Below are 24,171 nucleotides of genomic sequence, written 5' to 3' on the forward strand. Positions count from 1 at the left end.
CATTGAAGTAGTTGTAGAAGTGGTAACACTAGATGAAGAACCAGTATAGCTGTAGTTATCGGCTACTGAACTTTCAAAACCTTGATTTTTGAAGTTGACTTGTGAAAAACTGTTTGCAGAAAGCAATAGTAATAGTAAGAATAAGTTTTTCTTTTCTAAACTAAGTAATAATTTTTTCATAATTCTTGGGGTAATTATGGTTTGTTGTTTTTTTTTGAAGCGTTTTATTTCTTCGGTTATTAATTTTGACAGTCCAAAACTATATAATTATTTTAAAAATATCGATAAAAGGCTTAAAAAAATCGATGAAATGCATAAAAAAATAAACTTTTGTAGGTTATAGATTATTTAATTGTGCAAAGGCATTACTCTTCTATGACAATATTTTTAAATAATAATTAATACAAATTGAACTGAAACTACTTACGTGTATTATTTCTTTTAGGTTTTAAAAATCAAAAAAATACTAGCTAAGGAAACAAGTACTATTTTAAGTTACGGAAAGAGATAAAAAAAAACTCCACTAGTATAATAGTGGAGTTTTAAATGTAGCGAGAGAGAGATTTGAACTCTCGACCTCAGGGTTATGAATCCTGCGCTCTAACCAACTGAGCTACCTCGCCATTAAAAAGCATTCCCTGAATGCGGGTGCAAATATAAAATTAAAATTAATCGTTGCAAACAATAAACAGTTATTTTTTTTATTTTTAGAAAAACGTTTTTTTTTTACTTTATATTCTATATATTTCCGAAAATTTCTGGTTATGGAAAACAAAATACGATATGAACTTGAGTTTCCTATAAACTCATCACCACAATTACTTTACCAATATATCTCTACACCATCAGGATTACAAGAGTGGTTTGCTGATAATGTGAATTCTAGAGGTGAATTTTTTACATTTATATGGGATGATACAGAGGAAAATGCTCGATTGGCATCAAAGAAAACGGGTGAAAAAATAAAGTTTAAATGGATAGACGACGACAAGAAAGATACAGAGTATTATTTTGAGTTAAGAATTCTTGAAGACGAAATTACTAAAGATGTCTCACTTATGGTTGTTGATTTTGCTTTTGAAGATGAATTATTAGAGGCGAAATTGTTGTGGGAAAATCAAGTTTCTGACTTAAAACATGTTATAGGTTCCAATTAATTCTATTTTATAATGGTATATTTGTCCCGTTTTGTTCTAAAAACTTAACGGGATTTTTTATGATTAATTTTAACGGACTTCTTCAAGATAATTTTTTAATAACATCATTAAATAGGTCATTTTTGTATGGCGATGGAATTTTTGAAACTTTAAAAATAGTTGATGGAAAAATTCTTTTCTCGGAAGATCATTATTTTAGATTAATGGCTTCTATGCGAATTGTTAGAATGAAAATCCCAATGGATTTTACGCTAGAATTTTTTGAAAATCAAGTAATTTCTTTAACTAATGCGCTTAATTGTAGTCATTCCGCTAGAGTTAGAATTACTATTTTTAGAAATGATGGTGGTTTGTATTTGCCTAATCAAAACTCGATTTCTTATATAATTGAAGCTACTTCTTTAGCGTCAAAAAAATATGAAATAACTCAAGATTATTTTGAAGTTGATTTGTTCAAAGATAGTTTTGTTTCTGCTCAATTGCTTTCTACGTTAAAAACAACGAGTAAGATTTTAAATGTTACTGCAAGTATTTTTGCAAAAGAAAATGATTTAAATACTTGTTTGTTGTTAAATGATAAAAAGAATGTTGTAGAAGCAATTGCAGGAAATTTATTTATGCTTACTGGAAATAAATTAATAACTCCACCAATTTCAGAAGGTTGTTTAAATGGAATTATGCGTAAGCAAATTATAAGAATAATGAGAGATTTTCCAGAGATAGAATTTTCTGAAGAGACTATTTCTCCATTTGATTTACAGAAAGCAGATGAATTATTTATTACTAATGTAATTCAAGGGATTCAGCCTATAACAAGATATAGAAAGAAAGAATTTAAAACTACTTTTTCTGTTCAGTTATTGGATAAAATAAATAAACTAATTTAAAATTGGATTTTCTGGAGCATTGGACCAAATCAAGTATTCGCCACCAAGTTCAATGATTTTTTCTTTCCAAAAACTACTTTTGGCTTTGCCAATTATTTTGTCTCTGTAAATATTTTTTAACAAAATCCATGAATTAGCTTGAATTTCATTGTCTAATTGGTCTTGGCTCCAGCCAGAATAACCTAAGAAAAAACGAATATTTTTCTTTTTGATTTTGCCATTGTTGATAAGTTCTTTTGTAGTTTCAAAATCGCCTCCCCAAAAAATTCCATTAGAGATTTCAATGCTATTTGGAATTAAATCAGGAACGTTGTGAATAAAGTAAAGATTATCTTGTTCAACAGGTCCGCCATTGTAGATTTTAAAATCAGAATCTATATCGGGAATTAAATCTCTAAGTTTATATTTTAGCGGTTTATTTAAGATGAAACCAACTGAACCTTCGTCGTTATGATCGACTAAAAGTATTACAGATCTATTGAAGGATAAGTCACCAATTATTGATGGCTCAGCAATTAAAAGACAACCTTTCTTTAATTTTTCTGATATCATTTGATGAAATTTTAATAAAGCTAAATAAAAACTTTCAAATAATCTAATATTTTTTGCACTAATAAAAAAAGTCACACCAAAAATGATGTGACTTCAATATCGTAAAGTGAAACTATTTATTAGTTTACTGCTCCGTCTAATTCAGCACCAGCTTTGAATTTAACTACATTTTTAGCAGCAATCTTGATTGTTTTACCAGTTTGAGGGTTTCTTCCTTCTCTTGCAGCTCTTTTAGATACTGACCAAGATCCGAAACCTACTAATGAAATTCTTCCACCTTTTTTCAAAGTTCCGCTTACATTTCCTAAAAATGATTCTAAAGCTAATTTTGCAGCAGCTTTTGTAATACCAGCATCAGCTGCAATTGCATCGATTAATTCTGATTTGTTCATAATAATAGTTATTAATTGTTGGTTAAACATTAAATTAAAGATAACAAATTTAGTAGGAATACCTTATCACGCAAGTGTTTTGGGGTTTTTTTGAGGTTTTTGTTGATAACTTTGGGTATTTGTTGATAAACGTTGTTTTTTATCGAGTTTTTTTGGTTAAAATCGCTGTCAATGCCTTATTTTACGTATGCTTCATCCGAAAAATTAATGCCGTTTAATAATTCAGAAGTTGACATTTTCTTTTTTCCAGGAAATTGCAAACTCTTAACTTCAATGTAGCCATTTGCAACAGCAACTTTTAGTTCTCTTTTTGTGGTTTGAATTTTTCCAATTGGATGATTATGATTTTCTGTGGTAAAAGTGGCATCATAAATTTTTACATTCCATTGCTCGTTTTTATCTTCAAAAAAACACCATGCACATGGATAAGGAGAAAGACCACGAATTAAATTGTGAATTTCGTTACCGCTTTTTGTCCAATCTATTTTGCAGTTTTCTTTATTTAATTTGTAAGCTGTTTTAATTTTAGATGAATCTTGTTGAATGGTTGTTATAACATTCCCTTTTTCAATTACGGTTAATGTTTCAGCAACAGCCTCGCTACCCAATTCCATTAATTTATCGTGTAGATTTCCAGCGTTTTCGTTTTCATCAATTGCAATTTCTTTGGATAAAATCATAGCACCAGTATCAATTTTATCATCAATAAAGAAAGTCGTTACGCCAGTTTTGGTTTCTCCATTGATAATTGCCCAATTGATTGGTGCTGCGCCCCGATAATTTGGTAACAATGAAGCATGAAGGTTAAATGTTCCTAATTTAGGCATACGCCAAACGACTTCGGGCAGCATTCTAAAGGCAACAACAACTTGAAGATTGGCGTTTAGATTTTTCAATTCGGTTAAAAACTGTTCGTCTTTTAAGTTGGTTGGTTGTAATAAATTCAAATTATTTGCCAAAGCATATTCTTTTACTGCCGAAAATTTCACTTTTTGACCTCGTCCGGCAGGTTTGTCAGCTGCGGTAATTACACCTACAACTTCGTAATTATGTTTTAAAATGGTGTCCAAAATTCCAACAGCAAATTCGGGTGTTCCCATAAAAACAATTCGTAATTTTTCCATATTATTTTTTTAACGTATATAAATTATTCGGTTGAATAATTATTTTGTCGTTTTCCATTAAAGTTTGAAGCGCAAAGATAACATCGTCTTTAGAAAATTTGGTCAATTTTTGAATATCTCTTGCGTTGAAATCTTGAATTTTTAGCAATTCAATTATTTTTTCCGATATGGATGAAGCATTGTTTTTAGTTGGCTTCTTTTTTTGAATACAAAAAGAGCAAATGCCACAATCGGTTGCTGTTTTTTCTCCAAAATAGTCTAAAAGTAAAGTGTTCTTGCAGCTTTTTTTGTCATTAATATATTTTAAAACCGCTTGAAGTTGCTCGATTTTTAATTTATTTTGGGTTTCGAGATGTTTCGTAACTCGATTGATTGTTTTGTCGTCTTCTCTAACTTCGTTAAATGTTATAGAAGTATCATTTTTTTTAGAAACATAATCAATAATGTTTCGCTCCTTTAATTTTTCTAGTAATTGACTAATTTTAAGTTCAGGAACATTCGCTTTTTTTGAAATCAATTGCGTGTTGAGCGATGTTTGAATATCATGAATTCCAGGATAAGTTCTAAGAATGGTTAAGATAATTTCTTCATCGTCAGGATTTAAACTCATGTATCGAATTACTTCTTTGGACGGAATAATGAATTGCATGCTTATTTTTTCTGAAAATTCTTGAGAAATTGACAAAATTCCTTGATTGTCTAAAAATTGTAAAGCGTTATAAGTTCTTAGGGTTGGCAAATTATATTGCGTACAAAATTGATGAAGATTAAAATTAAATTGTTCGTCAATTCCTTCGCCATAGCCAATTCTAAAGAAATTGCAGAGTTTTTTATATACTAAATTTAAAAAATCTTTATCGGGTAAAATACTGATAAATTGCGATTCGGCATGAAAAATATCCGAAGGATTAACTAATAAAACAGCAAAAGATTTTTCGCCATTCCGTCCAGCTCGACCAGCTTCTTGATAATAATTTTCTAAATTGCTTGGTAAATGAAGATGAATTATGGTTTTTACATTTCCTTTATCAATTCCCATTCCAAAAGCATTGGTTGCTACCATAATTTGAACTTTTTCGTCCATCCAAAGCTTCATGTGGTTTTCTTTGTCTTTAGGCAAAAGTCCACCATGATAATAAGTAGCTTTAAAACCTAAACTTTCAAGTTGCGAAACAGTATCAGTACACGCTTTTCTGTTGGTTACATATATAATTGACGGTTGTGGATTTTTTTTCAGAATTTGCTCGGCCAAATGTAGTTTATCTTCAGCTTCAAAAACCATATAAGCAAGATTTTCTCGGCTAAACGATTTTTTAAAAAAGGCAGGATTGTCTAGATTTAATTGTTCAATGATATCTTTTTGAACTCGCTCAGTTGCCGTTGCAGTCAAAGCCAAAAAAGGAATTTTTGGAAAAAAATCTTTTAGCATATTTATTTTTAAATACGCCGGGCGAAAATCATGACCCCATTGTGAAACGCAATGTGCTTCATCAATTGCAATTAGATTTATCGGTAGATTTTTTATTCGTTCTAAAATCCAATCGTTTTGCAATCTCTCGGGTGAAAGATAGAGGAATTTATAATTTCCATATTGGCAATTATCCAATAAATCGATAATCTCGTTTTCGTTAATTCCGCCAGTTAGAGCAATGGCTTTTATACCTTTGTTTTGTAAATTTTGAACTTGATCTCGCATTAAAGCAATTAATGGCGAAATGACTAAGCACAATCCGTCATTCATCATGGTAGGAACTTGAAAACAAATTGATTTTCCACCACCAGTTGGTAATAAAGCCAAAGTGTCTTTGCCTTCGAGAACAGCATTGATGATTTCCTCTTGAACGGTTCTAAAAGAGTCGTGTTTCCAATATTTTTTTAGGATTTCTAATGCTTTAGACATGTTTATTTATTCTCTGTTTTTCAAAAATAGTTATTTTTTTACAAAAACAGTAGTCAATAAAATAAATAGTCTGGTCTTAAACAAGATGATTTAGAATGAATTTAATTCGCTCTTCAATCGTGCCTTTTGGTACTTCAATTAAATTGTAGTTGTACTTTTGATAGGTTTCCTTTAAATGGTCAAAAATCAATTTGGCTTGTTCAAAATTTTCATATCGTGCTTCATCACTTTCATAGATTTCTTCCCATGGTGGTAAAACAAAAACTTTTGAATATTTGTTTTCTGAGCAAGCTTCGTCAAAAAAAGCAGGATAACTATCGCCAATATAATGCATATAGGCCAAAATATCAGGAATTCCTCGGTCTAAAAATATAATTTCGGCTTGGTCTTGAAGCGCACTTTGATATTGTTTTTTTCTTCCTTCCAATAAAAGTTCGCTAAAAAGCAATGGTTTTTCTAAGAAAAGTTGCTCGATACCTTGTTTTTTTGCTTCTAAAGTTATTTGACGTGAAATTTCAGGAAAACACGAGTAACCTTGCTCGATTAAAGCATCGATTATGGTAGTTTTTCCAGTTCCTGGTCCGCCAGTGATGACAACGATTTCTTTTTCCAAAGTTTTTAAAAAATAAGCGGCAAATTTATTGAAAGTATTTAGAAATGAAATTAAATAAATGCGTTTTTTTTGCCAAAACTCATTTTTGAAAATTATCAGGGTAAAGTTTTTTTAATTTCGACAAGGAATAGTACTTTTGCGCATGCAACACAACGTACTTATTTTAGATTTTGGCTCGCAGTACACACAACTTATTGCTCGCCGCGTTCGCGAATTAAATATATTCTGCGAAATTTTTCCTTACAACAATTATCCAAAAGATTTGTCGCCATACAAAGCGGTTATCCTCGGCGGAAGTCCTTATTCAGTTCGTGCTGAAGATGCTTTAAAAATCGATTTATCCGAAATTCGTGGAAAAAAACCATTGTTAGCTGTTTGTTACGGTGCGCAATATTTAGCCCATTTCAATGGTGGTGAAGTTGCTCCAAGTAACATTCGCGAATATGGTAGAGCCAATTTATCTTTTATCAAAGAAGATGAAGAATTTCTAGAAAAAGTTGCTCCAAATAGTCAAGTTTGGATGAGTCATAGCGATACTATTAAAACATTGCCAACCAATGGTGTTCGACTTGCAAGTACCAAAGATGTAGAGAACGCAGCGTATCGAATTGAAGGCGAAACAACTTATGCCATCCAGTTTCATCCCGAAGTATATCACTCGGTTGATGGAAAGCAAATTTTAGAAAACTTTTTGGTCAAAATTGCCAAAGTGGAACAATCCTTTACGCCAAATGCTTTTGTTGACGATTGTGTAAAAGAACTTCAAGAAAAAGTTGGGAATGACAAAGTTGTTCTTGGACTTTCTGGTGGAGTTGATTCTACCGTTGCGGCAGTTTTATTGAACAAAGCTATTGGAGAAAACTTGTATTGTATTTTTGTTAATAATGGTTTACTTCGTAAAAATGAATTCGAAAACGTATTGAATCAATACAAAGGAATGGGATTGAACGTAAAAGGAGTTGATGCTTCTGAGCGTTTCCTTTCTGCACTTGATGGAATTGAAGAACCCGAAGCAAAACGAAAAGCTATTGGTCGTGTTTTTATTGAAGTTTTTGACGATGAAGCGCACCAAATTGAAGATGTAAAATGGTTAGCACAAGGAACAATATATCCAGATGTAATCGAATCAGTTTCGGTGAAAGGTCCAAGTGCAACGATTAAATCGCATCACAATGTTGGTGGTTTGCCCGATTTTATGAAACTTCAAATCGTTGAACCACTGCGAATGCTTTTCAAAGATGAAGTTCGTCGTGTTGGCAAAACGTTAGGTATTGATGCTGAACTTTTGGGCAGACATCCATTTCCAGGACCAGGATTATCCATTCGAATTTTGGGAGCAATTACGCCAGAAAAAGTTAGAATTCTCCAAGAAGTTGACGCTGTATTTATCAATGGATTAAAAGAACACGGTTTGTATGACAAAGTATGGCAAGCTGGCGCAATTCTTCTTCCAGTAAATAGTGTTGGAGTTATGGGTGATGAACGAACCTATGAAAAAGTGGTTGCACTTCGCGCTGTTGAATCTACCGATGGAATGACGGCGGATTGGGTTCATTTACCTTATGATTTCTTAATGAAAATTTCCAACGAAATAATTAATAAAGTAAAAGGCGTCAATCGTGTGGTATACGACATTAGTTCAAAACCACCAGCAACTATAGAATGGGAATAAAATTTTAGGAACAGATTTTGGTATTGGAAGAAAGTAGTAAGTTTTCGTAAGTATTATGGTTTAAATTCTTACTTTTGAATGGTCAATTGATATTTTATTGTACCTATTGATTGATGCTTTTCAAAAATAAATTAAATTTAACTCAAAAATAACAACAGCATGCTAATTCTAAATTTCAATTTCATGAAAAGAAGAATACTTTTTTCACTGCTTTTTACAGTATTAAGTGTTTCGGTTACTACTGCAACCAAACAAGAAAAATACATCAAACATACTGTTGCAAAAGGCGATACAGTAAATATTATTGCCCAAAAATACAATGTAACTCCATACGATATTTTTAAATTAAATCCCGATTCTCAAAACGGAATTAAGCAAGATACCGTTTTGTTAATTCCACCATCAAGTATAGGAACAACAACTACTGTACAAAAACAAGCTGTTATTTCTTCTAAAAAAACCACACATTTAGTTCAGCCAAAAGAAACACTATTTAGCTTATCAAGACAATATAATGTTTCGGTAGATGCGATAAAAAATGCGAATGCTGAATTATTAAAAGATGGTTTAAAAATTGGTCAAAACGTGGTAATTCCAGCAGAAGATGTTTTAACACAAGATACGTATCAAAAACCACCAGTTGAAAAACCAGTCGTTAAACCAGCAGAAGTAGTAAAAACGGTTGCAAAAGAAGATGTGAAAGCACTAGATGCAAAACCAGTATCGACTTCAAAAACAATTTATCACATAGTTGAAGCTAAAGAAACGAAGTTTGGAATTTCAAAAAAATATGGCATTTCGATTGAAAATTTAGAGAAATTAAATCCTCAAATCGTTTCTGGATTACAAGTTGGAACAAAGCTATTAATTTCGGGAGAAAGAACTGTTAGTGAAGAAATTTCATCGGTTTCAAAATCAAAATCAGAACCAGCTAAAGAAACCGTTTCTAGCAAAAAATACCTCCAAGAATATGTTGTTCGTCCTCAAGAAACTTTGTACAGTATTTCAAAAGATTTTGGTATTTCTGAAGAAGAATTAATCAGTTTAAATCCTGAATTGAAAAAAGGATTGAAGCTAGGAATGATTCTTCGTGTGCCAATGAAAGAAAAGATAGAAGTTAAACCTGTTATCAATAAAACGCAATCAAATTTGTCTAATTCTATAAAGTCAAACGAGAAAAAACAACTCGTAATGTTGTTACCATTTAACATTTCAAAAATTGAAAGCGATACTGTAAATTCACCTCAAGCACGTTTGAAAAAAGATAAATTTCTAAATATGACATTGGATTTTTATTCAGGTGCTTTGATGGCAATCGATTCGGCTAAAGCTATTGGATTAAATGTTGATGTAAGTATTTTTGACTCGCAAGAAACTAAAAATTCATCGACAGCAGCTTCGGTAATTCAGCAAAATAATTTAACAAAAGCGGATGCGATTATCGGACCATTTTATCAAACCAATGTTGAAAAGGTAGCCGAAATGCTTGAAGGTTTCAATACGCCAGTCATTTCGCCATTATCAAAAGATAGCGGAAAAGGCTATAAAAATTTATACCAATCAATGCCAACTGCTGAACAAATGAAATCTTCAATTTTTAATTTCATGCGTTCCAAAAATGGAAATATTGTAGCCATTGTCGATGCTAAAAAAGGAAGTGTAGTAAATTATTTAAAAGACCAACAAAAAGACGTTAAAATTGTCGGACTTTCTGAAAAAGGAACTTTGATTTCCGATAGTTTATTGGTGAAGTTGGATAAAAATAAAATGAATTACGTGATTGTAGCTTCCGAAAGAACCGGAATGATTTTATCATCTACAACATCTATGGTTAATGCACAACGAAATTATCAGGTTCAAATGGTTGTTTTGGAACAAAATGAAACGCTTGATTTCGAAGAGATACCATTGGCTAAATTGACTAAATTGAATATGTTGTATCCATCAATTTCAAAATCAAATGAAACTCCAGAAGCTATTTATTTTGAAAATAACTATAAGAAAATCAATAAAATAGTACCAAATCAATATGCCGTTCGAGGATTTGATTTAACTTTTGATACATTACTTCGTTTGTCTCAAGATAAGTCGTTTGAAGAAACCGTAAAAGGTTCGGCAACAGAACAAATCGAAAGTAAATTTGATTATTCATTAAATCAAAATGGAGGTTACAGTAACAAAGGCGTTTACATTCTTCAATACGAAGCTGATTTATCAATTACAGAAGCAAAATAATGGCAACATCCAAAATAACCTATCAAGGCGAACTTAGAACCAAATGTATTCATCTTCAATCGGGAACAGAAATTCTAACCGATGCACCAACAGATAATCACGGAAAAGGTGAGGCTTTCTCGCCAACGGATTTGGTGGCAACGGCTTTAGGAAGTTGTATGGTTTCCATTATGGCAATAAAATCAAAAGATTTAGAGTTAGAATTAAAAGATTCTACACTTGAGGTAACCAAAATCATGCAAGCCGAACCAAGAAAAATTGCCAAAATTATAGTTGCTTTAAATATGTCAATCGAAACTTCAGAAAAAAATAAAACTATTCTAGAAAGAGCAGCAATGACATGTCCAGTTTTGTTAAGCTTACATCCTGATATTGAAAAGGAAGTAACATTTAATTGGAAATAAATTAGAATATAGAGAAACATAAACGGTAAAATCTTTTTTCTTTTCTCAATATTCTATTCTCTTTAAAAAAAATGGACGACCAACAAAAATTACTCATCAAACTCGCGCATACCAAAATGCCTTATGGTAAATATGAAGGCAAATTTCTCATCGATTTACCCGAATATTATCTCGTTTGGTTACACAATAATCGACTACCAAAAGGTCAACTCGGCGAACAACTAAAACTCGTTTACGAACTTAAATTAAACGGTTTGGAAGAGTTAATTCGCAATATCAAAAAGCAATATCCTAAGAATGATTACTAGATTTTCTGATTGAAAGATTTTTAGATTTTTTCTAATAATCCAATAATCTTATCCTCTAATAATCCATTTTAAATTCTTATTTTTGCACCGATTTTTACAACAACACAACTACAACAACTAAACAATGAATCAAACAAAATACATTTTTGTTACTGGTGGTGTGACTTCTTCCTTAGGAAAAGGAATTATCGCAGCATCGTTAGCAAAATTATTACAAGCTCGCGGTTACAGGACAACCATTCAAAAATTTGATCCTTACATCAATGTTGATCCTGGAACGTTAAATCCCTATGAACACGGCGAATGTTTCGTGACCGATGATGGTGCAGAAACTGATTTGGATTTAGGTCATTACGAGCGTTTTTTAAATGTGCCAACTTCTCAAGCCAACAACGTAACTACAGGAAGAGTTTATCTTTCGGTTATTGAAAAAGAACGAAGAGGCGAATTTCTTGGAAAGACTGTTCAAGTTGTTCCTCATATTACTAACGAAATTAAGGAAAGAATGCAATTGCTTGGAAAATCAGGCGATTTTGACATTGTAATTACTGAAATTGGTGGAACAGTTGGAGATATCGAATCGTTGCCTTATATCGAATCGGTTCGTCAATTAGTATGGGAATTAGGCGAAAATAACGGAATTGTTATCCATTTGACGTTGGTTCCATATCTTTCAGCAGCAGGCGAATTGAAAACAAAACCAACGCAACATTCCGTAAAAACATTAATGGAAAGTGGAATCAAAGCGGACATTTTAGTTTGTAGAACCGAACATGAATTATCGGATGATTTACGTCAAAAATTAGCATTGTTTTGTAATGTAAAACGAGAAGCAGTTATTCAATCCATTGATGCTTCTACGATATATGAAGTGCCAAACTTGATGCTAGAAGAAGGTTTGGATATTGTAGCATTAAAAAAACTAAACTTACCCAAAAAAGCAGCTCCAGATTTAAAAAATTGGAATACTTTTCTTCATCGATTAAAGCATCCAAAACAAACGGTTAATGTTGGTTTGATTGGAAAATACGTAGAGTTACAAGATTCATATAAATCTATTCTTGAAGCGTTTATTCATGCTGGTGCAGCCAATCAGACAAAAGTGAACGTAATTTCTATTCATTCGGAATATTTAGATGCCAATTCGGCAAAAGAACAACTGAAAGATTTAGATGGTATATTAGTTGCTCCGGGATTTGGCGGTCGTGGAATTGAAGGAAAAATAGAAACCGTTCGTTATGCTCGTGAAAATAATATTCCTTTTTTTGGAATTTGTCTCGGAATGCAAATGGCTGTAATTGAATATGCTCGAAATGTTGTAAAACTAAAAGATGCCAATTCAACCGAAATGAATGAAGAAACACCATATCCGGTGATTTCAATCATGGAAGAGCAAAAAAATGTTACCGATAAAGGCGGAACGATGCGTCTTGGTGCATGGAAATGTGACATTACTGAAGGAACTTTGGCTCATACAGTTTATGGAAAAAACCAAATTCAAGAACGCCATCGTCATCGTTATGAATTTAATAATGAATATAGAAAACAATTAGAAGACGCAGGATTAACCGCATCTGGAGTAAATCCTGATACGGGTTTGGTGGAAATTATAGAGTTGAAAAATCATCCGTTTTTCATCGGTGTTCAATACCATCCTGAATATAAAAGTACTGTTGCAAATCCACATCCTATTTTTGTTAGTTTTGTAGCGGCAATGGTTAAACATAAAAAATAAGTTGTAACAATTCGTCGGTTGTTGCATCTTATGACAAATTTAAAACACTGAATCCCTAGACTTTGGGAAATCATTATTATGGAAAAAAAGAAATTTGACTTTAATTCGGTTATCGGTTTCGCACTGATTTTTGGTATTATCCTTTGGATGATGTATAACAATCAAGAATCCAATCTGAAAGAGCAACAAGAAAAAGCCAAAAAAGAAAAACTTGAAAAACAACAAAAAGCAAAACAACAAGAAGTAAAACAGGTTGTTGAAACTTTAAAAGACACTACGGTAAACGATACTGTAAAACTACAAAAGCTTCAAGGAAGTTTAGGTTCATTTGCTTATTCGGCTACTTTGCCATCGGCTAAAGAAGATTTTACAACCATTGAAAATGAATTCTTGGTATTGAAAATCGCTAATAAAGGTGCTTATATTGACGAAGCTACGTTGAAAAATTTCAAAAAATTTGATAAAAATTCAGGTCAATTAGTAGAATTAATCAAAAATAATAATGCGAGTTTTAATCTTCAGTTACAGACTAAAGACAACCGAGTTTTAAATACTAAAGACTTATTTTTTACTCCAGAAGTAACTAAAGTTGACGGAAATCAAGTTCTTTCGATGAAATTGAAAGTAAGCGAAAATTCCTTTTTAGAATATAAATATGTTCTAAAACCAAATGATTATATGCTTGATTTTGATGTTCGTTCTCAAGGTTTAAACACCGTTTTAAATACAGGAAAACCAGTAGATTTTAATTGGGATTTAAAAGCATATAGAAATGAAAAAAGTATTACTTATGAAAATCGTTATGCCGAAATTGTATTTGAATATGAAGACGGAAAAGACGATTATGTAAGTCAAGGAAAAGATCAAGAAGAAACACCAGAAAAAGTAACTTATATTGCATATAAACAGCATTTCTTTTCGTCGATTTTATTAACAAAAACCCCGTTTGAAAAAGCTGCGTTGCGTTCTCACGATTTAGTAAACGACGAAGATGTTGATACTACATTTACTAAAGAATTCAAGACTTCATCGGCTTTAGCATTTACTAATGGCGAGTTAGATTATAAAATGAATTGGTATCTTGGTCCATCCGATTATAAAATTTTAAATAATTACGAAAGAAATCTTGATGAAATTATTCCGCTAGGATGGGGAATTTTCGGTTGGATAAACAAATTCATTTTTGTGCCTTTATTTGGTTTCTTGAGTACGTTTATGGGGTTAGGAATTGCTATTATAATTTTTACGATTTTGATTAAAATTGCTATGTCGCCAATTACGTTTAAATCATTCTTATCTCAAGCCAAAATGAAAGTTCTTCGTCCTGAAATCATGGAACTTGGAGAAAAATTCGCAAAAGATCCAATGAAAAAGCAACAGGAAACTATGAAATTGTACAACAAAGCTGGAGTGAATCCAATGGCTGGTTGTATTCCTGCTTTAATTCAGTTGCCTTTTATGTATGCTTCCTTTCAGTTTTTTCCATCGGCAATAGAGTTAAGACAAAAGAGTTTCCTTTGGGCAGAGGATTTATCTTCTTTTGATGAAATTTTCAAATTACCATTTAGAATCCCAGTTTATGGTGATCATGTTAGTTTGTTCCCAATTTTGGCAGCAATTGCAATTTTCTTCTACATGAAAATGACTTCAGGCGATCAAGCTATGGCACAACCGCCACAAGAAGGAATGCCTGATATGGGTAAAATCATGAAAATTATGATTTATCTTTCGCCAATCATGATGTTGTTGTTCTTCAATAATTATGGTTCTGGACTAAGTTTGTATAACTTTATTTCCAACTTGATTACTATTGGAATTATGTTAGTTATCAAAAAATATTTTATTGATAGTGACAAAATTCATGCTCAGATTCAAGAGAATAAAACCAAACCTAAAACCGAAAGTAAGTTCCAAAAGAAAATGAGAGAAATGATGGAACAAGCCGAAGAACAAAAGAAATTGAACAAAAAGAAATAATTTTTTCTAAATCATAATTTTAAAAACTCTGTTTAAATGTATATCTTTAAACAGAGTTTTTTATTTATAAGCTATGAAAGTACTAATCATCGGTTATGGCAACATGGGAAAAACCTATGCCAATAGTTTTATAGGTTCTCGATTTATAAAACCAGAAGATATTTTTGTTTTGGTTCGTAATGATTTTTCAACTATAGAAACTTCAATTCCAAAAACTAATTTTTCAATTATTCCATCAGAAGAAATTGGAAATTTTGATATTGTAATTTTAGCAGTGAAACCTCAGGACTTTTCGATAATGGCAGAGTCAATCAAACCTTTTTTGCACAATGAGCAAATCATTTTCTCAGTCATGGCAGGAATTACTTTAAAATCGTTAGAACAACAATTGTCTTGTTCAAAAGTAGTTCGTTGTATGCCAAATATTCCAACCCAAATCGGAATGGGAATGACGGTTTTTTCAGCTTCTGCCAATGTAGATAGAAAAGAACTTTTCATTATTCAAAATTTAATCAATACCACAGGAAAATCGGTTTATGTAGAAAATGAAAATCTAATCAATGCCGCAACAGCAATTTCAGGAAGCGGACCAGCTTATGTTTTCTTTTTCATGAATGCCATGATAAAAGCTGCAGTTGATTTGGGTTTCAACGAATCGGAAGCCGAGCTATTGGTCAATCAAACGTTTATGGGTTCTGTGGCTATTCAAAATAGTTATTCGTTATCCAATGAAGAATGGATTAAAAAAGTGGCTTCCAAAGGCGGAACAACCGAAAGTGCACTACAAGTTTTTGAAAAACAATCACTCGAAAATAGCATAGTCGAAGCAGTTAAAGCTGCCAATAATCGAGCTTTGGAACTTGGTAAATAAAAAAAAACGCAACTAATTAAAGTTGCGTTTTTCATTTTTCATAGCAATTTTTAGTTAGTTGAATGATGGTAATAATACACCATCAATAGCATGTACAACACCGTTAGAACATTGAACATCAGTTAAAATAATATTTTTGTTAACATCTGATCCAGCATCATTTATAGCAGTTCCTGTTATAGTAAATCCTTGTCCTTGTACAGTTGGAATATTTCCAGATGGTATTGCATTAGCACGAACATTTAATCCGCTAACAACATGGTATGTTAACACTTGAGTTCTCAAATCATCATTCGCAAGACCGTTATATATACCAAGAACAGCTGGACTGAACGCTGTATTTACTGGAGCAAATACTGTAAAAGGAGCAAGTGTGTTTTGTTGCGTATTAGTTTGTTGCAATGTTGGAACTAAACCTCTTGCAACTAATAAACTTGTTAGCGTGCTAAAGTTAGGGTTTGCAATTGCATGATCAACAATATTTGGTATTTGTATAACTCTGTTCACAACATGAATTACACCATTACTTGCGTCAACATCAGCTGTTGTAACAACGGCACCTTTTCTTGGTAATTCAGTAGTTCCAAGTCCACCATTAAGAGTTACAACTCCACCTTCTTTTTGGATGAACATACTGATAGTTGGAGCACCAGTTGCAGAACTAAATGGAGATAAAGTGTTTTTGTAAACCGAAGCTGGAATGTTTGCGCTTGTAATTTCTTCATTGATTACATGGTTTAAAAGTATACCTCTCAAAGTTTCTACTGGAACATTTTCTACTGTGATAGCATTACTAGGTGTACTTATAGACGTAAAAAATCTATTAAAAGCATCATTAGTTGGTGCAAATACAGTAAATGAACCTGTTCCATCTAATGTTCCTACTAAATTGGTTCTAACTAATGCTCTTTCTAGAGTAGAAAAGTCAGCTCCAGCAATTGCAATATCTGCAATAGTTTGTGGTTGGTTAGAATTGTTGTCATCATCTGAACATGAGAACATTGTTAAAGCGATAGTCGCAATAGCCATTTTTTTGATTAGATTTTTCATAATAATTTTGTTTAATGTTTTTGTAAAAGTATGTAATTTTGTTCAACAAAAAACACAATAAGTTAAACAAAATTAACATTTATAAAAAAATTAACATTTTTGTTTAATGTTGTAAGTTGTGGATTATCTGTTTAACACTTGTTTTTTATAATAAAGTTGATTTTATGGTTTGGTTTTTGGTTAAACAAAAAACAGAAAAAGAATTTTGATTTGTATATAATAATTAGTTTTATTCTTCGTTATTAATAAAAAATTATTTTTGCTTAAATTAAAATTACCTACATATGAAGTATTTTTTATTGCTATTAATTGTGCCATTTCAACTGTTTGCTCAAGATTTTAACAAGTTTGACGAAAAAGGAAAACGACACGGTTTGTGGAAAGGTGTTCACGAAGAATCAAAACGTCCTCGATATGAAGGAACATTTGAACACGGAAAAGAAGTTGGCATGTTCAAATATTTTGATGATACAAGAGATGGAACTGTAATTGCAACTAGAGATTTTAATTCAAAAGATAATTCATGTTATGTTATTTTTTACAACCAACAAAGTAGTAAAGTAAGTGAAGGCAAAATTGTTAACAAACAATTTGAAGGCGAATGGAAATATTATCATTTTAATTCTCCACAAATAATGACCTTGGAAAATTATAAAAACGGAAAACTCGAAGGCATTCGAAAAGTATATTACAGAAGCGGAGCAATTGCCGAAGAAACGACTTATGTAAATGGTATAAAAAACGGTTCGTATAAAAATTATGCCGAAAACGGAATTCTTCTAGAGGAAAGTACTTATAAAAACGGACAATATGAAGGCGAAGCGATTTATAGAAACGCTACGAATAATATAGTTTCTCAAGGTGTTTATAAAAATGGAAAAAAAATAGGAATTTGGAAAATTGCCGATAAAAGCGGAAATCTTGTGAATACTAATATGAACAAGCAAGGCAAGAAATTCCAAAAAAGAGTTAAACCTTTAGACAAAACCCAAAATTAGCGTAATTTTGCATTAAATATTTTTTGGTGTATAATGAAACGAGTTGTTGTTGGACTTTCTGGAGGTGTTGATTCGAGTGTTGCTGCTTATCTTTTAAAAGAACAAGGCTATGAAGTTATTGGTCTTTTTATGAAAAATTGGCACGATGATTCGGTAACTATTTCTAACGAATGTCCTTGGCTCGAAGACAGTAACGATGCTTTATTGGTTGCCGAAAAATTAGGTATACCATTTCAAACAGTCGATTTAAGCGAACAATACAAAGAAAAAATCGTTGACTATATGTTCAGCGAATATGAAAAAGGAAGAACTCCAAATCCTGATGTATTGTGCAATCGCGAAATCAAATTTGATGTTTTCATGAAAATTGCGTTAAGTCTTGGTGCTGATTTTGTAGCAACAGGTCATTATTGCCGAAAAGGAACAATCGAAAAAGACGGAAACGAAGTATATCAATTGCTAGCCGGAATTGACGGAAACAAAGATCAATCCTATTTTTTATGTCAATTATCACAAGAGCAACTTTCCAAAGCCTTGTTTCCAATTGGTGAATTGACTAAACCTCAAGTTCGTGAAATTGCTTCCAAATTAGATTTAATTACTGCCGAAAAACGCGACTCGCAAGGATTATGTTTCATCGGGAAAGTGCGTTTGCCTGAGTTTTTACAACAAAAATTACAACCAAAAGAAGGTTTGATTTATGAAATAAATGCTGACAATACTATTTATAATCAAGAAGTTACGCTGTTTGATTCTCTTGAAGAAAAATTAGCTTTCGAAGCAAATGGAATTTCTTATTTGCCAGAAAATGGTAAAGTAGTAGGAAAACACCAAGGTGCGCATTATTTTACCATTGGACAACGAAAAGGATTGAATGTTGGCGGAACAAAAGAAGCACTTTTTATCATTGCAACAGATGTAAAATCGAATATTATTTATACTGGACAAGGAGCAAATCATCCGGGATTATTCAAAAAAACATTAAAAGTTTTACCATCTGAAATTCATTGGATTAGAGAAGATTTAGCGCTCAAAAATGGAGAAACTCTCGAAGTAATGGCACGAATTCGTTATCGACAAGAATTACAAAAAGCAACATTGCATCAATTTGAAAGTGGATTGTATGTTTCATTTGAACAACCGCAATCTGCTATTACAGAAGGACAGTTTGTGGCATGGAATATTGGTGACGAATTAGTTGGTTCAGGAGTAATTTCGTAATTTAGTGCTTTCAAAAACGAAAGCTATGAAAAAAATCGTTTTACTTTTTATCTTTTTGTTATCACAAAATATCTTTTCACAAGAAGATGCGTGGGTTTATTTTACAGATAAGCCTGACTCTCAATACTATTTTGACAATCCATTGGAAATGCTTTCCCAGCGTGCTTTGGATAGAAGAACAAACCAAGGAATTGCATTGGATATTCTCGATGTGCCAATCCATCAATTGTATTTTGATCAAATCAGTACTTCATCGGGAATTGAGGTAAAATCCAAATCCAAATGGATGAATGCTGTTCACGTTCGTGGTTCGATTTCGGCTATTGACGCTTTGGCAGATTTAACTTTTGTTTCAAATATTCAATTTGCAAACCGAAGTTTGAATACTCAAAATAGAATTGCCAACAATAGCGAAAATAAAGCAGTAAACAAGCAGTTGGATGTTCAAGAAAACTTTGTCTATGGAAATTCGTCCAACCAAATTCAAATGTTAAACGGACATTTATTGCATCAACAAGATTATACTGGAACAGGAAAAATTATTGCGGTTATGGATGCCGGTTTTCCTAATGTAAATACGGCTTCATCGTTTCAACGAATTAGAGATAACAATCAAATTCTTGGAGGTTATAATTTTGTTGCCCGAAACGAAAATGTTTACACATCCAATTCTCATGGAACGTTGGTTTTGTCATTAATGGCGGGTTATGTTGAAAATCAATTGGTTGGAACTGCTCCAGATGCCAATTATTACCTTTTTATCACTGAGGATAGTGCTGATGAAAATCCGGTGGAAGAAAGTTATTGGGTTGAAGCGGCAGAACTTGCCGATAGTTTAGGCGTTGATGTAATCAATACTTCGTTGGGATATTTTGCCTATAATAATCCAAGTTACAGTTATACTTATGCTGATATGAATGGTGTAACTTCGTTTATCTCTCGTGGTGCTGATATTGCTTTTAGTCGTGGAATGATTTGTGTAACTAGTGCTGGAAATTCAGGAAATAGCGCCAATCCAAATATTTCAACGCCAGCCGATGCAATTCATACACTAACGGTTGGTTCGGTAAAATTTGACGAAACCTATTCTACTTTTAGTTCGATTGGACCAACATTTGACGGAAGAATAAAACCCGATGTCATGGCGCAAGGACAAAATCCATATTTTTCAACTACTTCAGGTTCGGTGTCAAATGCTTCTAGCGGAACATCATTTTCTGGACCAATTATTGCCGGAATGGTGGCAAGTTTTTGGCAAGCAATTCCTTGGGCAACCAATCAGCAAGTGGTGGATTTTGTTCTTCAATCGGCAGATAGATTTACTAATCCAACAACTCAATTTGGATATGGAATTCCCGATTTTCAAGTCGCTTTAAACATGGCGCAACTTTCGGTAGAAGAAAATGAAAAAATCCAGTTTTTGGTGTATCCAAATCCGGTAAAAGATAAAGTAATCGTTTCTTTTTCAAATGATTTGCCTGGTGTTAAATTACTGATTTTCAATTCATTGAGGCAACAAATTATGGAGAAAACAATTACTCAAAATGACAATCTTGTCGCTACATCCGAACTTCAAAACGGAATATATTTCTATAAAGTTCTAGCCAAAAATACAATCCAAACCGGTAAAATAATTAAGAATTAATGAATAGAATTACCCAACTTTTCAATGTACAATATCCAATTATTCAAGGCGGAATGATTTGGAATAGTGGTTATAAATTAGCAAGTGCTGTTAGTAATGCTGGCGGTTTAGGGTTGATTGGCGCAGGTTCAATGTATCCCGATGTTTTAAGACAACACATTCAAAAATGCAAAGCAGCAACTGACAAGCCATTTGGTGTAAATGTTCCAATGCTGTATCCAAATATTGAAGAAATCATCCAAATTATTATTGACGAAGGTGTAAAAATTGTATTTACATCGGCTGGAAATCCAAAAACTTGGACAAGTCATTTAAAATCTCACGGCATTATTGTTGTTCATGTAGTAAGTAGTTCAAAATTTGCTTTAAAAGCTCAAGAAGCTGGAGTTCATGCTGTTGTTGCTGAAGGTTTTGAAGCTGGCGGACATAATGGTCGAGAAGAGACAACCACTTTTACTTTAATTCCAATGGTGAAAGAACAAATCTCTATACCGTTGATTGCTGCTGGCGGAATTGCAACAGGAAAAGGAATGTTGGCAGCTATGGTTCTTGGTGCAGATGGCGTTCAGATGGGTTCAAGATTTGTGGCTTCAGTGGAAAGTTCAGCTCATGAAAATTTTAAGCAAACTGTAGTTGATACTAAAGAAGGCGATACACAATTAACATTGAAAGAATTGGCGCCAGTTCGATTAATCAAAAATAAGTTTTATAATGATGTACAAGAATTGTATTCAAAATGTCCGTCAAAAGAAGATTTGGAAATGTTACTTGGAAAAAGAAGAGCAAAACGTGGAATGTTTGAAGGAGATTTAGTAGAAGGCGAATTAGAAATTGGTCAAATTGCAGGATTAATACATGAAGTTAAAAGCGTTAGAGAAATATTTGAAATGCTTTTGAAAGAATTTGAAATAGCAAAACAAGAAGTTTTCAAATTTTAAGTTTTACCTAAAAATCATTAGATATGGCTTTGTTTTAAGAGTGTTTTTATTAACAATTTTTATTTGGTGTTTCGTTTAGTTTTCTTTTGATAACTTTTTTTTCGGCACTATATTTTTTTTAAATACTTGGTTTTTAGTTTCTTGTGTGTTTTTTTTCTGCGTAACTAATTGTTGATAATGTTTATTATTTTGTTTATAACAATTTAATAACATAAATGTTTGGTTAAAAATTCTATGTAATATAGTTGTGACAATTTATACTTTGGTGAAATCTATAATTTAGTGTTTTGTATCTAAATTTTTTCAGATAAAGTTATTTCAATTTTGAAAGGTTGTTTAACTTTTTGCATATGGGAATTTTTACATTTAAAAAACGAACTCTTCATTATATTTTGTTGACTTTTTTCCTTTTATGGAATTTTGTTGATGTTTTTTCACAGTGTCCAACTATTACCAATACTAGCCAATCTTTTTGTGATGTTCAATCACCAACAATAGCAAATTTACAAGCTACCGATAATGGTGGAGGAATTCGATGGTATGCAACAGCGAGTTCAACAACGGCACTCTCAAGTTCATCAATTCTAGTAAATGGCGAAGATTATTTTGTTGATGACATAATTGGAACTTGTGGAACAAGACAAAGTGTAACAGTTACAATTTATTCCGCACCTACAGGCGCAAACTTTCAAGGTGTTTGTGTTACGAATTTAACACAAGCAACAATATTAAATCCACAATTTTCGATTACAGGTGTTGGTTTAAAATGGTACACAGTTCCTTTTGGTGGAACAGCGATTTCAACTTCAACAATTTTGAATGACAATACCATTTATTATATAAGTCAAACCAATCCTGATACAGGTTGTGAATCTTCGAGATTATCAGTATTTGTAAATGTTGGTTTAGTACCTGTGCCAACAGGTAATGCTATTCAAGAATTTTGTAATGATAGTGGAAATCCTCCAACTATTGCTGATTTAGTTGCTTCTGGAAATAATAATTGGTATTTAACATCTGATTTTGGAATTCCACTTGATCCTTCAACTCCGTTAGTAAATGGACAGTTTTATTATGCTACTACAGTAGATCCACCTTGTGAAAGCGATGTTAGATTGGAGGTTTTAGTAAATATATATGAACCAAATGATGCAGGAAATGACGGTTCAAGGAGTATATGTTCCAATCAAGTAACTACAACACCTTTATTTAATCTGTATGATTTGCTTGGTGGAACACCTGATAATACTGGGGTTTGGTCTGGTCCAATTGTTACTACAAACGGATTTCAAGGTACTTTAGATGTCTCTTCTATGACCGAAGTTGGAAGTCCATATATTTTTACATATACCGTTTCATCAGCTTTATGTGTAACAGATACATCCACTGTAACGATTACAGTTTTACCATTACCAACTGCAAGTGTAACGGCCAATCCAAGTACTATTTGTGAAAACGGAACTACGACTTTAACCTTTACAGGAACACCAAATGCTACAGTAACGTACAACATCAATGGTGGAACCAACCAAACGATAATACTCAATGCAGCAGGAACAGCTACGATAGTAGTAAGTCCAACAGCAACAGGAACTATCAATATAGTAAGTGTAACCAGTTCCGGAACACCAAGTTGTACCAATCCACAAACGAGTAGTATTCCAATCACAATTTTACCCTTACCAACTGCAAGTGTAACGGCTAATCCAAGTACTATTTGTGAAAACGGAACTACGACTTTAACCTTTACAGGAACACCAAATGCTACAGTAACGTACAACATCAATGGTGGAACCAACCAAACGATTACGTTAAACGCAGCAGGAACAGCTACGATAGTAGTAAGTCCAACAACAACAGGAACGATAAATATAGTAAGTGTAGCAAGTTCAGGAACACCAAGTTGTATCAATCCACAAACGAGTAGCATTCCAATCACGGTATTGCCATTACCAACCGCGAGTGTAACGGCCAATCCAAGTACTATTTGTCAAAATGGAACCACGACTTTAACGTTTACAGGAACACCAAATGCTACAGTAACGTACAACATCAATGGTGGAACCAACCAAACAATAACCTTAAGCGCAGCAGGAACAGCTACGATAGCAGTAAGTCCAACAACAACAGGAACGATAAATATAGTAAGTGTAACCAGTTCCGGAACACCAAGTTGTATTAATCCACAAACGAGTAGCATTCCAATCACAGTTTTACCCTTACCAACGGCGAGTGTGACGGCCAATCCAACAACGATTTGTCAAAACGGAACCACGACTTTAACCTTTACTGGAACACCAAATGCTACAGTAACGTATAACATCAATGGTGGAGCAAACCAAACGATAACACTAAACGCAGCAGGAACAGCTACGATAGCAGTAAGTCCAACAACAACAGGAACTATCAATATAGTAAGTGTAACCAGTTCCGGAACACCAAGTTGTATCAATCCACAAACGAGTAGCATTCCAATCACAGTTTTACCCTTA

At 32.7% G+C, this 24,171-nt stretch carries 21 protein-coding genes and 1 tRNA gene; 14 read left to right on the forward strand and 8 right to left on the reverse strand.

Features of this window, described 5'->3' with window-relative positions; genetic code table 11:
* A partial coding sequence (locus IAI56_RS11895) for a hypothetical protein (RefSeq protein WP_425323632.1) occupies positions 1 to 180 on the reverse strand: 180 nt, incomplete at its 3' end.
* 369 nt (positions 181 to 549) lie between these two features.
* Positions 550 to 623: transfer RNA gene (locus tag IAI56_RS11900), tRNA-Met, on the reverse strand.
* Between the two features lie 141 nt (positions 624 to 764).
* Here IAI56_RS11900 and IAI56_RS11905 point away from each other — a divergent pair.
* Positions 765 to 1,157: an START-like domain-containing protein gene (locus tag IAI56_RS11905; RefSeq protein WP_187658083.1), complete on the forward strand. Its 393-nt coding sequence runs from the start codon at positions 765 to 767 to the stop codon at positions 1,155 to 1,157.
* Between the two features lie 59 nt (positions 1,158 to 1,216).
* The gene (locus IAI56_RS11910) at positions 1,217 to 2,044 is read left to right on the forward strand and encodes an aminotransferase class IV (protein ID WP_187658084.1); all 828 of its coding nucleotides are present in this window, start codon (positions 1,217 to 1,219) and stop codon (positions 2,042 to 2,044) included.
* Here the strand turns inward: IAI56_RS11910 and IAI56_RS11915 are convergent.
* From IAI56_RS11915 to IAI56_RS11935, 5 genes are all read right to left on the reverse strand, one after another.
* Positions 2,036 to 2,596 carry a YqgE/AlgH family protein gene (locus IAI56_RS11915; protein ID WP_187658085.1) on the reverse strand — a complete coding sequence of 187 codons (561 nt, stop codon included), beginning with the start codon at positions 2,594 to 2,596 and terminating at the stop codon, positions 2,036 to 2,038. The two genes, IAI56_RS11910 and IAI56_RS11915, sit on opposite strands and share 9 nt — an antisense overlap.
* 119 nt (positions 2,597 to 2,715) lie before the next feature.
* Positions 2,716 to 2,988 carry an HU family DNA-binding protein gene (locus tag IAI56_RS11920; protein ID WP_169522647.1) on the reverse strand — a complete coding sequence of 91 codons (273 nt, stop codon included), beginning with the start codon at positions 2,986 to 2,988 and terminating at the stop codon, positions 2,716 to 2,718.
* 176 nt (positions 2,989 to 3,164) lie between these two features.
* Positions 3,165 to 4,112 (reverse strand): methionyl-tRNA formyltransferase, encoded by a 948-nt coding sequence (fmt, locus tag IAI56_RS11925; RefSeq protein ID WP_187658086.1) that lies wholly within the window; start codon positions 4,110 to 4,112, stop codon positions 3,165 to 3,167.
* 1 nt (position 4,113) lies between these two features.
* Complete coding sequence (locus tag IAI56_RS11930) at positions 4,114 to 6,012, reverse strand: RecQ family ATP-dependent DNA helicase (protein ID WP_187658087.1); 1,899 nt, start codon at positions 6,010 to 6,012, stop codon at positions 4,114 to 4,116.
* A gap of 76 nt (positions 6,013 to 6,088) precedes the next feature.
* Entirely contained in the window at positions 6,089 to 6,625 is a 537-nt protein-coding gene (locus IAI56_RS11935; RefSeq protein ID WP_187658088.1) for an AAA family ATPase, read from the reverse strand.
* Positions 6,626 to 6,767: 142 nt separating this feature from the next.
* Between IAI56_RS11935 and guaA the strand changes: the two genes are divergently transcribed.
* The 7 genes from guaA (at position 6,768) to proC (ending at position 15,827) form a co-directional block, all read left to right on the forward strand.
* Positions 6,768 to 8,297 carry a glutamine-hydrolyzing GMP synthase gene (gene guaA / locus IAI56_RS11940; protein ID WP_187658089.1) on the forward strand — a complete coding sequence of 510 codons (1,530 nt, stop codon included), beginning with the start codon at positions 6,768 to 6,770 and terminating at the stop codon, positions 8,295 to 8,297.
* A gap of 183 nt (positions 8,298 to 8,480) precedes the next feature.
* Positions 8,481 to 10,532, forward strand: a complete 2,052-nt coding sequence (locus IAI56_RS11945; protein WP_187658090.1) for a PBP1 and LysM peptidoglycan-binding domain-containing protein — start codon at positions 8,481 to 8,483, stop codon at positions 10,530 to 10,532.
* Complete coding sequence (locus IAI56_RS11950; RefSeq protein ID WP_187658091.1) at positions 10,532 to 10,936, forward strand: OsmC family protein; 405 nt, start codon at positions 10,532 to 10,534, stop codon at positions 10,934 to 10,936. Before IAI56_RS11945 ends, IAI56_RS11950 begins: the two co-directional genes overlap by 1 nt.
* Positions 10,937 to 11,007: 71 nt before the next feature.
* Positions 11,008 to 11,244, forward strand: coding sequence for a DUF3820 family protein (locus tag IAI56_RS11955; RefSeq protein ID WP_187658092.1), 237 nt, complete (start codon positions 11,008 to 11,010; stop codon positions 11,242 to 11,244).
* A gap of 124 nt (positions 11,245 to 11,368) precedes the next feature.
* Entirely contained in the window at positions 11,369 to 12,979 is a 1,611-nt protein-coding gene (locus tag IAI56_RS11960) for a CTP synthase (RefSeq protein ID WP_187658093.1), read from the forward strand.
* A 78-nt stretch (positions 12,980 to 13,057) separates the two neighbouring features.
* Entirely contained in the window at positions 13,058 to 14,956 is a 1,899-nt protein-coding gene (gene yidC / locus IAI56_RS11965; protein WP_187658094.1) for a membrane protein insertase YidC, read from the forward strand.
* A 73-nt stretch (positions 14,957 to 15,029) separates the two neighbouring features.
* A complete protein-coding gene (proC, locus tag IAI56_RS11970; RefSeq protein WP_187658095.1) occupies positions 15,030 to 15,827 on the forward strand; it encodes a pyrroline-5-carboxylate reductase in 798 nt (265 codons plus the stop codon).
* A 54-nt stretch (positions 15,828 to 15,881) separates the two neighbouring features.
* Here the strand turns inward: proC and IAI56_RS11975 are convergent, their stop codons facing one another.
* Positions 15,882 to 16,877, reverse strand: a complete 996-nt coding sequence (locus IAI56_RS11975) for a fasciclin domain-containing protein (protein ID WP_187658096.1) — start codon at positions 16,875 to 16,877, stop codon at positions 15,882 to 15,884.
* A 284-nt stretch (positions 16,878 to 17,161) separates the two neighbouring features.
* On the opposite strand from IAI56_RS11975, the gene IAI56_RS11980 reads away from it, so the two are divergent.
* The 5 genes from IAI56_RS11980 to IAI56_RS12000 all read left to right on the forward strand — a co-directional run.
* Positions 17,162 to 17,875: a toxin-antitoxin system YwqK family antitoxin gene (locus IAI56_RS11980; RefSeq protein WP_187658097.1), complete on the forward strand. Its 714-nt coding sequence runs from the start codon at positions 17,162 to 17,164 to the stop codon at positions 17,873 to 17,875.
* A 33-nt stretch (positions 17,876 to 17,908) separates the two neighbouring features.
* A complete protein-coding gene (gene mnmA, locus IAI56_RS11985) occupies positions 17,909 to 19,096 on the forward strand; it encodes a tRNA 2-thiouridine(34) synthase MnmA (protein ID WP_187658098.1) in 1,188 nt (395 codons plus the stop codon).
* Positions 19,097 to 19,121: 25 nt separating this feature from the next.
* On the forward strand, positions 19,122 to 20,741 hold the full coding sequence (locus tag IAI56_RS11990; RefSeq protein ID WP_187658099.1) for a S8 family serine peptidase: 1,620 nt from the start codon (positions 19,122 to 19,124) through the stop codon (positions 20,739 to 20,741).
* On the forward strand, positions 20,741 to 21,679 hold the full coding sequence (locus IAI56_RS11995) for an NAD(P)H-dependent flavin oxidoreductase (protein WP_187658100.1): 939 nt from the start codon (positions 20,741 to 20,743) through the stop codon (positions 21,677 to 21,679). The genes IAI56_RS11990 and IAI56_RS11995 overlap by 1 nt, the downstream gene beginning before the upstream one ends.
* 350 nt (positions 21,680 to 22,029) lie before the next feature.
* Positions 22,030 to 24,171, forward strand: a 2,142-nt coding sequence (locus tag IAI56_RS12000) for an Ig-like domain-containing protein (protein ID WP_187658101.1), incomplete at its 3' end; no start/stop codon positions are given.

The sequence above is a fragment of the Flavobacterium macrobrachii genome (assembly GCF_014486675.1).
In the GTDB taxonomy this organism is placed as follows: domain Bacteria; phylum Bacteroidota; class Bacteroidia; order Flavobacteriales; family Flavobacteriaceae; genus Flavobacterium; species Flavobacterium macrobrachii.

What these genes read in the sequence shown, in the direction of transcription:
- IAI56_RS11905 (WP_187658083.1), top strand. Translation starts at nt 765, where the DNA reads ATGGAAAACAAAATACGATATGAACTTGAGTTTCCTATAAACTCATCA.
- IAI56_RS11910 (WP_187658084.1), top strand. Translation starts at nt 1,217, where the DNA reads ATGATTAATTTTAACGGACTTCTTCAAGATAATTTTTTAATAACATCA.
- IAI56_RS11915 (WP_187658085.1), bottom strand. Translation starts at nt 2,596, where the DNA reads ATGATATCAGAAAAATTAAAGAAAGGTTGTCTTTTAATTGCTGAGCCA.
- IAI56_RS11920 (WP_169522647.1), bottom strand. Translation starts at nt 2,988, where the DNA reads ATGAACAAATCAGAATTAATCGATGCAATTGCAGCTGATGCTGGTATT.
- fmt (WP_187658086.1), bottom strand. Translation starts at nt 4,112, where the DNA reads ATGGAAAAATTACGAATTGTTTTTATGGGAACACCCGAATTTGCTGTT.
- IAI56_RS11930 (WP_187658087.1), bottom strand. Translation starts at nt 6,012, where the DNA reads ATGTCTAAAGCATTAGAAATCCTAAAAAAATATTGGAAACACGACTCT.
- guaA (WP_187658089.1), top strand. Translation starts at nt 6,768, where the DNA reads ATGCAACACAACGTACTTATTTTAGATTTTGGCTCGCAGTACACACAA.
- IAI56_RS11945 (WP_187658090.1), top strand. Translation starts at nt 8,481, where the DNA reads ATGAAAAGAAGAATACTTTTTTCACTGCTTTTTACAGTATTAAGTGTT.
- IAI56_RS11950 (WP_187658091.1), top strand. Translation starts at nt 10,532, where the DNA reads ATGGCAACATCCAAAATAACCTATCAAGGCGAACTTAGAACCAAATGT.
- IAI56_RS11955 (WP_187658092.1), top strand. Translation starts at nt 11,008, where the DNA reads ATGGACGACCAACAAAAATTACTCATCAAACTCGCGCATACCAAAATG.
- IAI56_RS11960 (WP_187658093.1), top strand. Translation starts at nt 11,369, where the DNA reads ATGAATCAAACAAAATACATTTTTGTTACTGGTGGTGTGACTTCTTCC.
- yidC (WP_187658094.1), top strand. Translation starts at nt 13,058, where the DNA reads ATGGAAAAAAAGAAATTTGACTTTAATTCGGTTATCGGTTTCGCACTG.
- proC (WP_187658095.1), top strand. Translation starts at nt 15,030, where the DNA reads ATGAAAGTACTAATCATCGGTTATGGCAACATGGGAAAAACCTATGCC.
- IAI56_RS11975 (WP_187658096.1), bottom strand. Translation starts at nt 16,877, where the DNA reads ATGAAAAATCTAATCAAAAAAATGGCTATTGCGACTATCGCTTTAACA.
- IAI56_RS11980 (WP_187658097.1), top strand. Translation starts at nt 17,162, where the DNA reads ATGAAGTATTTTTTATTGCTATTAATTGTGCCATTTCAACTGTTTGCT.
- mnmA (WP_187658098.1), top strand. Translation starts at nt 17,909, where the DNA reads ATGAAACGAGTTGTTGTTGGACTTTCTGGAGGTGTTGATTCGAGTGTT.
- IAI56_RS11990 (WP_187658099.1), top strand. Translation starts at nt 19,122, where the DNA reads ATGAAAAAAATCGTTTTACTTTTTATCTTTTTGTTATCACAAAATATC.
- IAI56_RS11995 (WP_187658100.1), top strand. Translation starts at nt 20,741, where the DNA reads ATGAATAGAATTACCCAACTTTTCAATGTACAATATCCAATTATTCAA.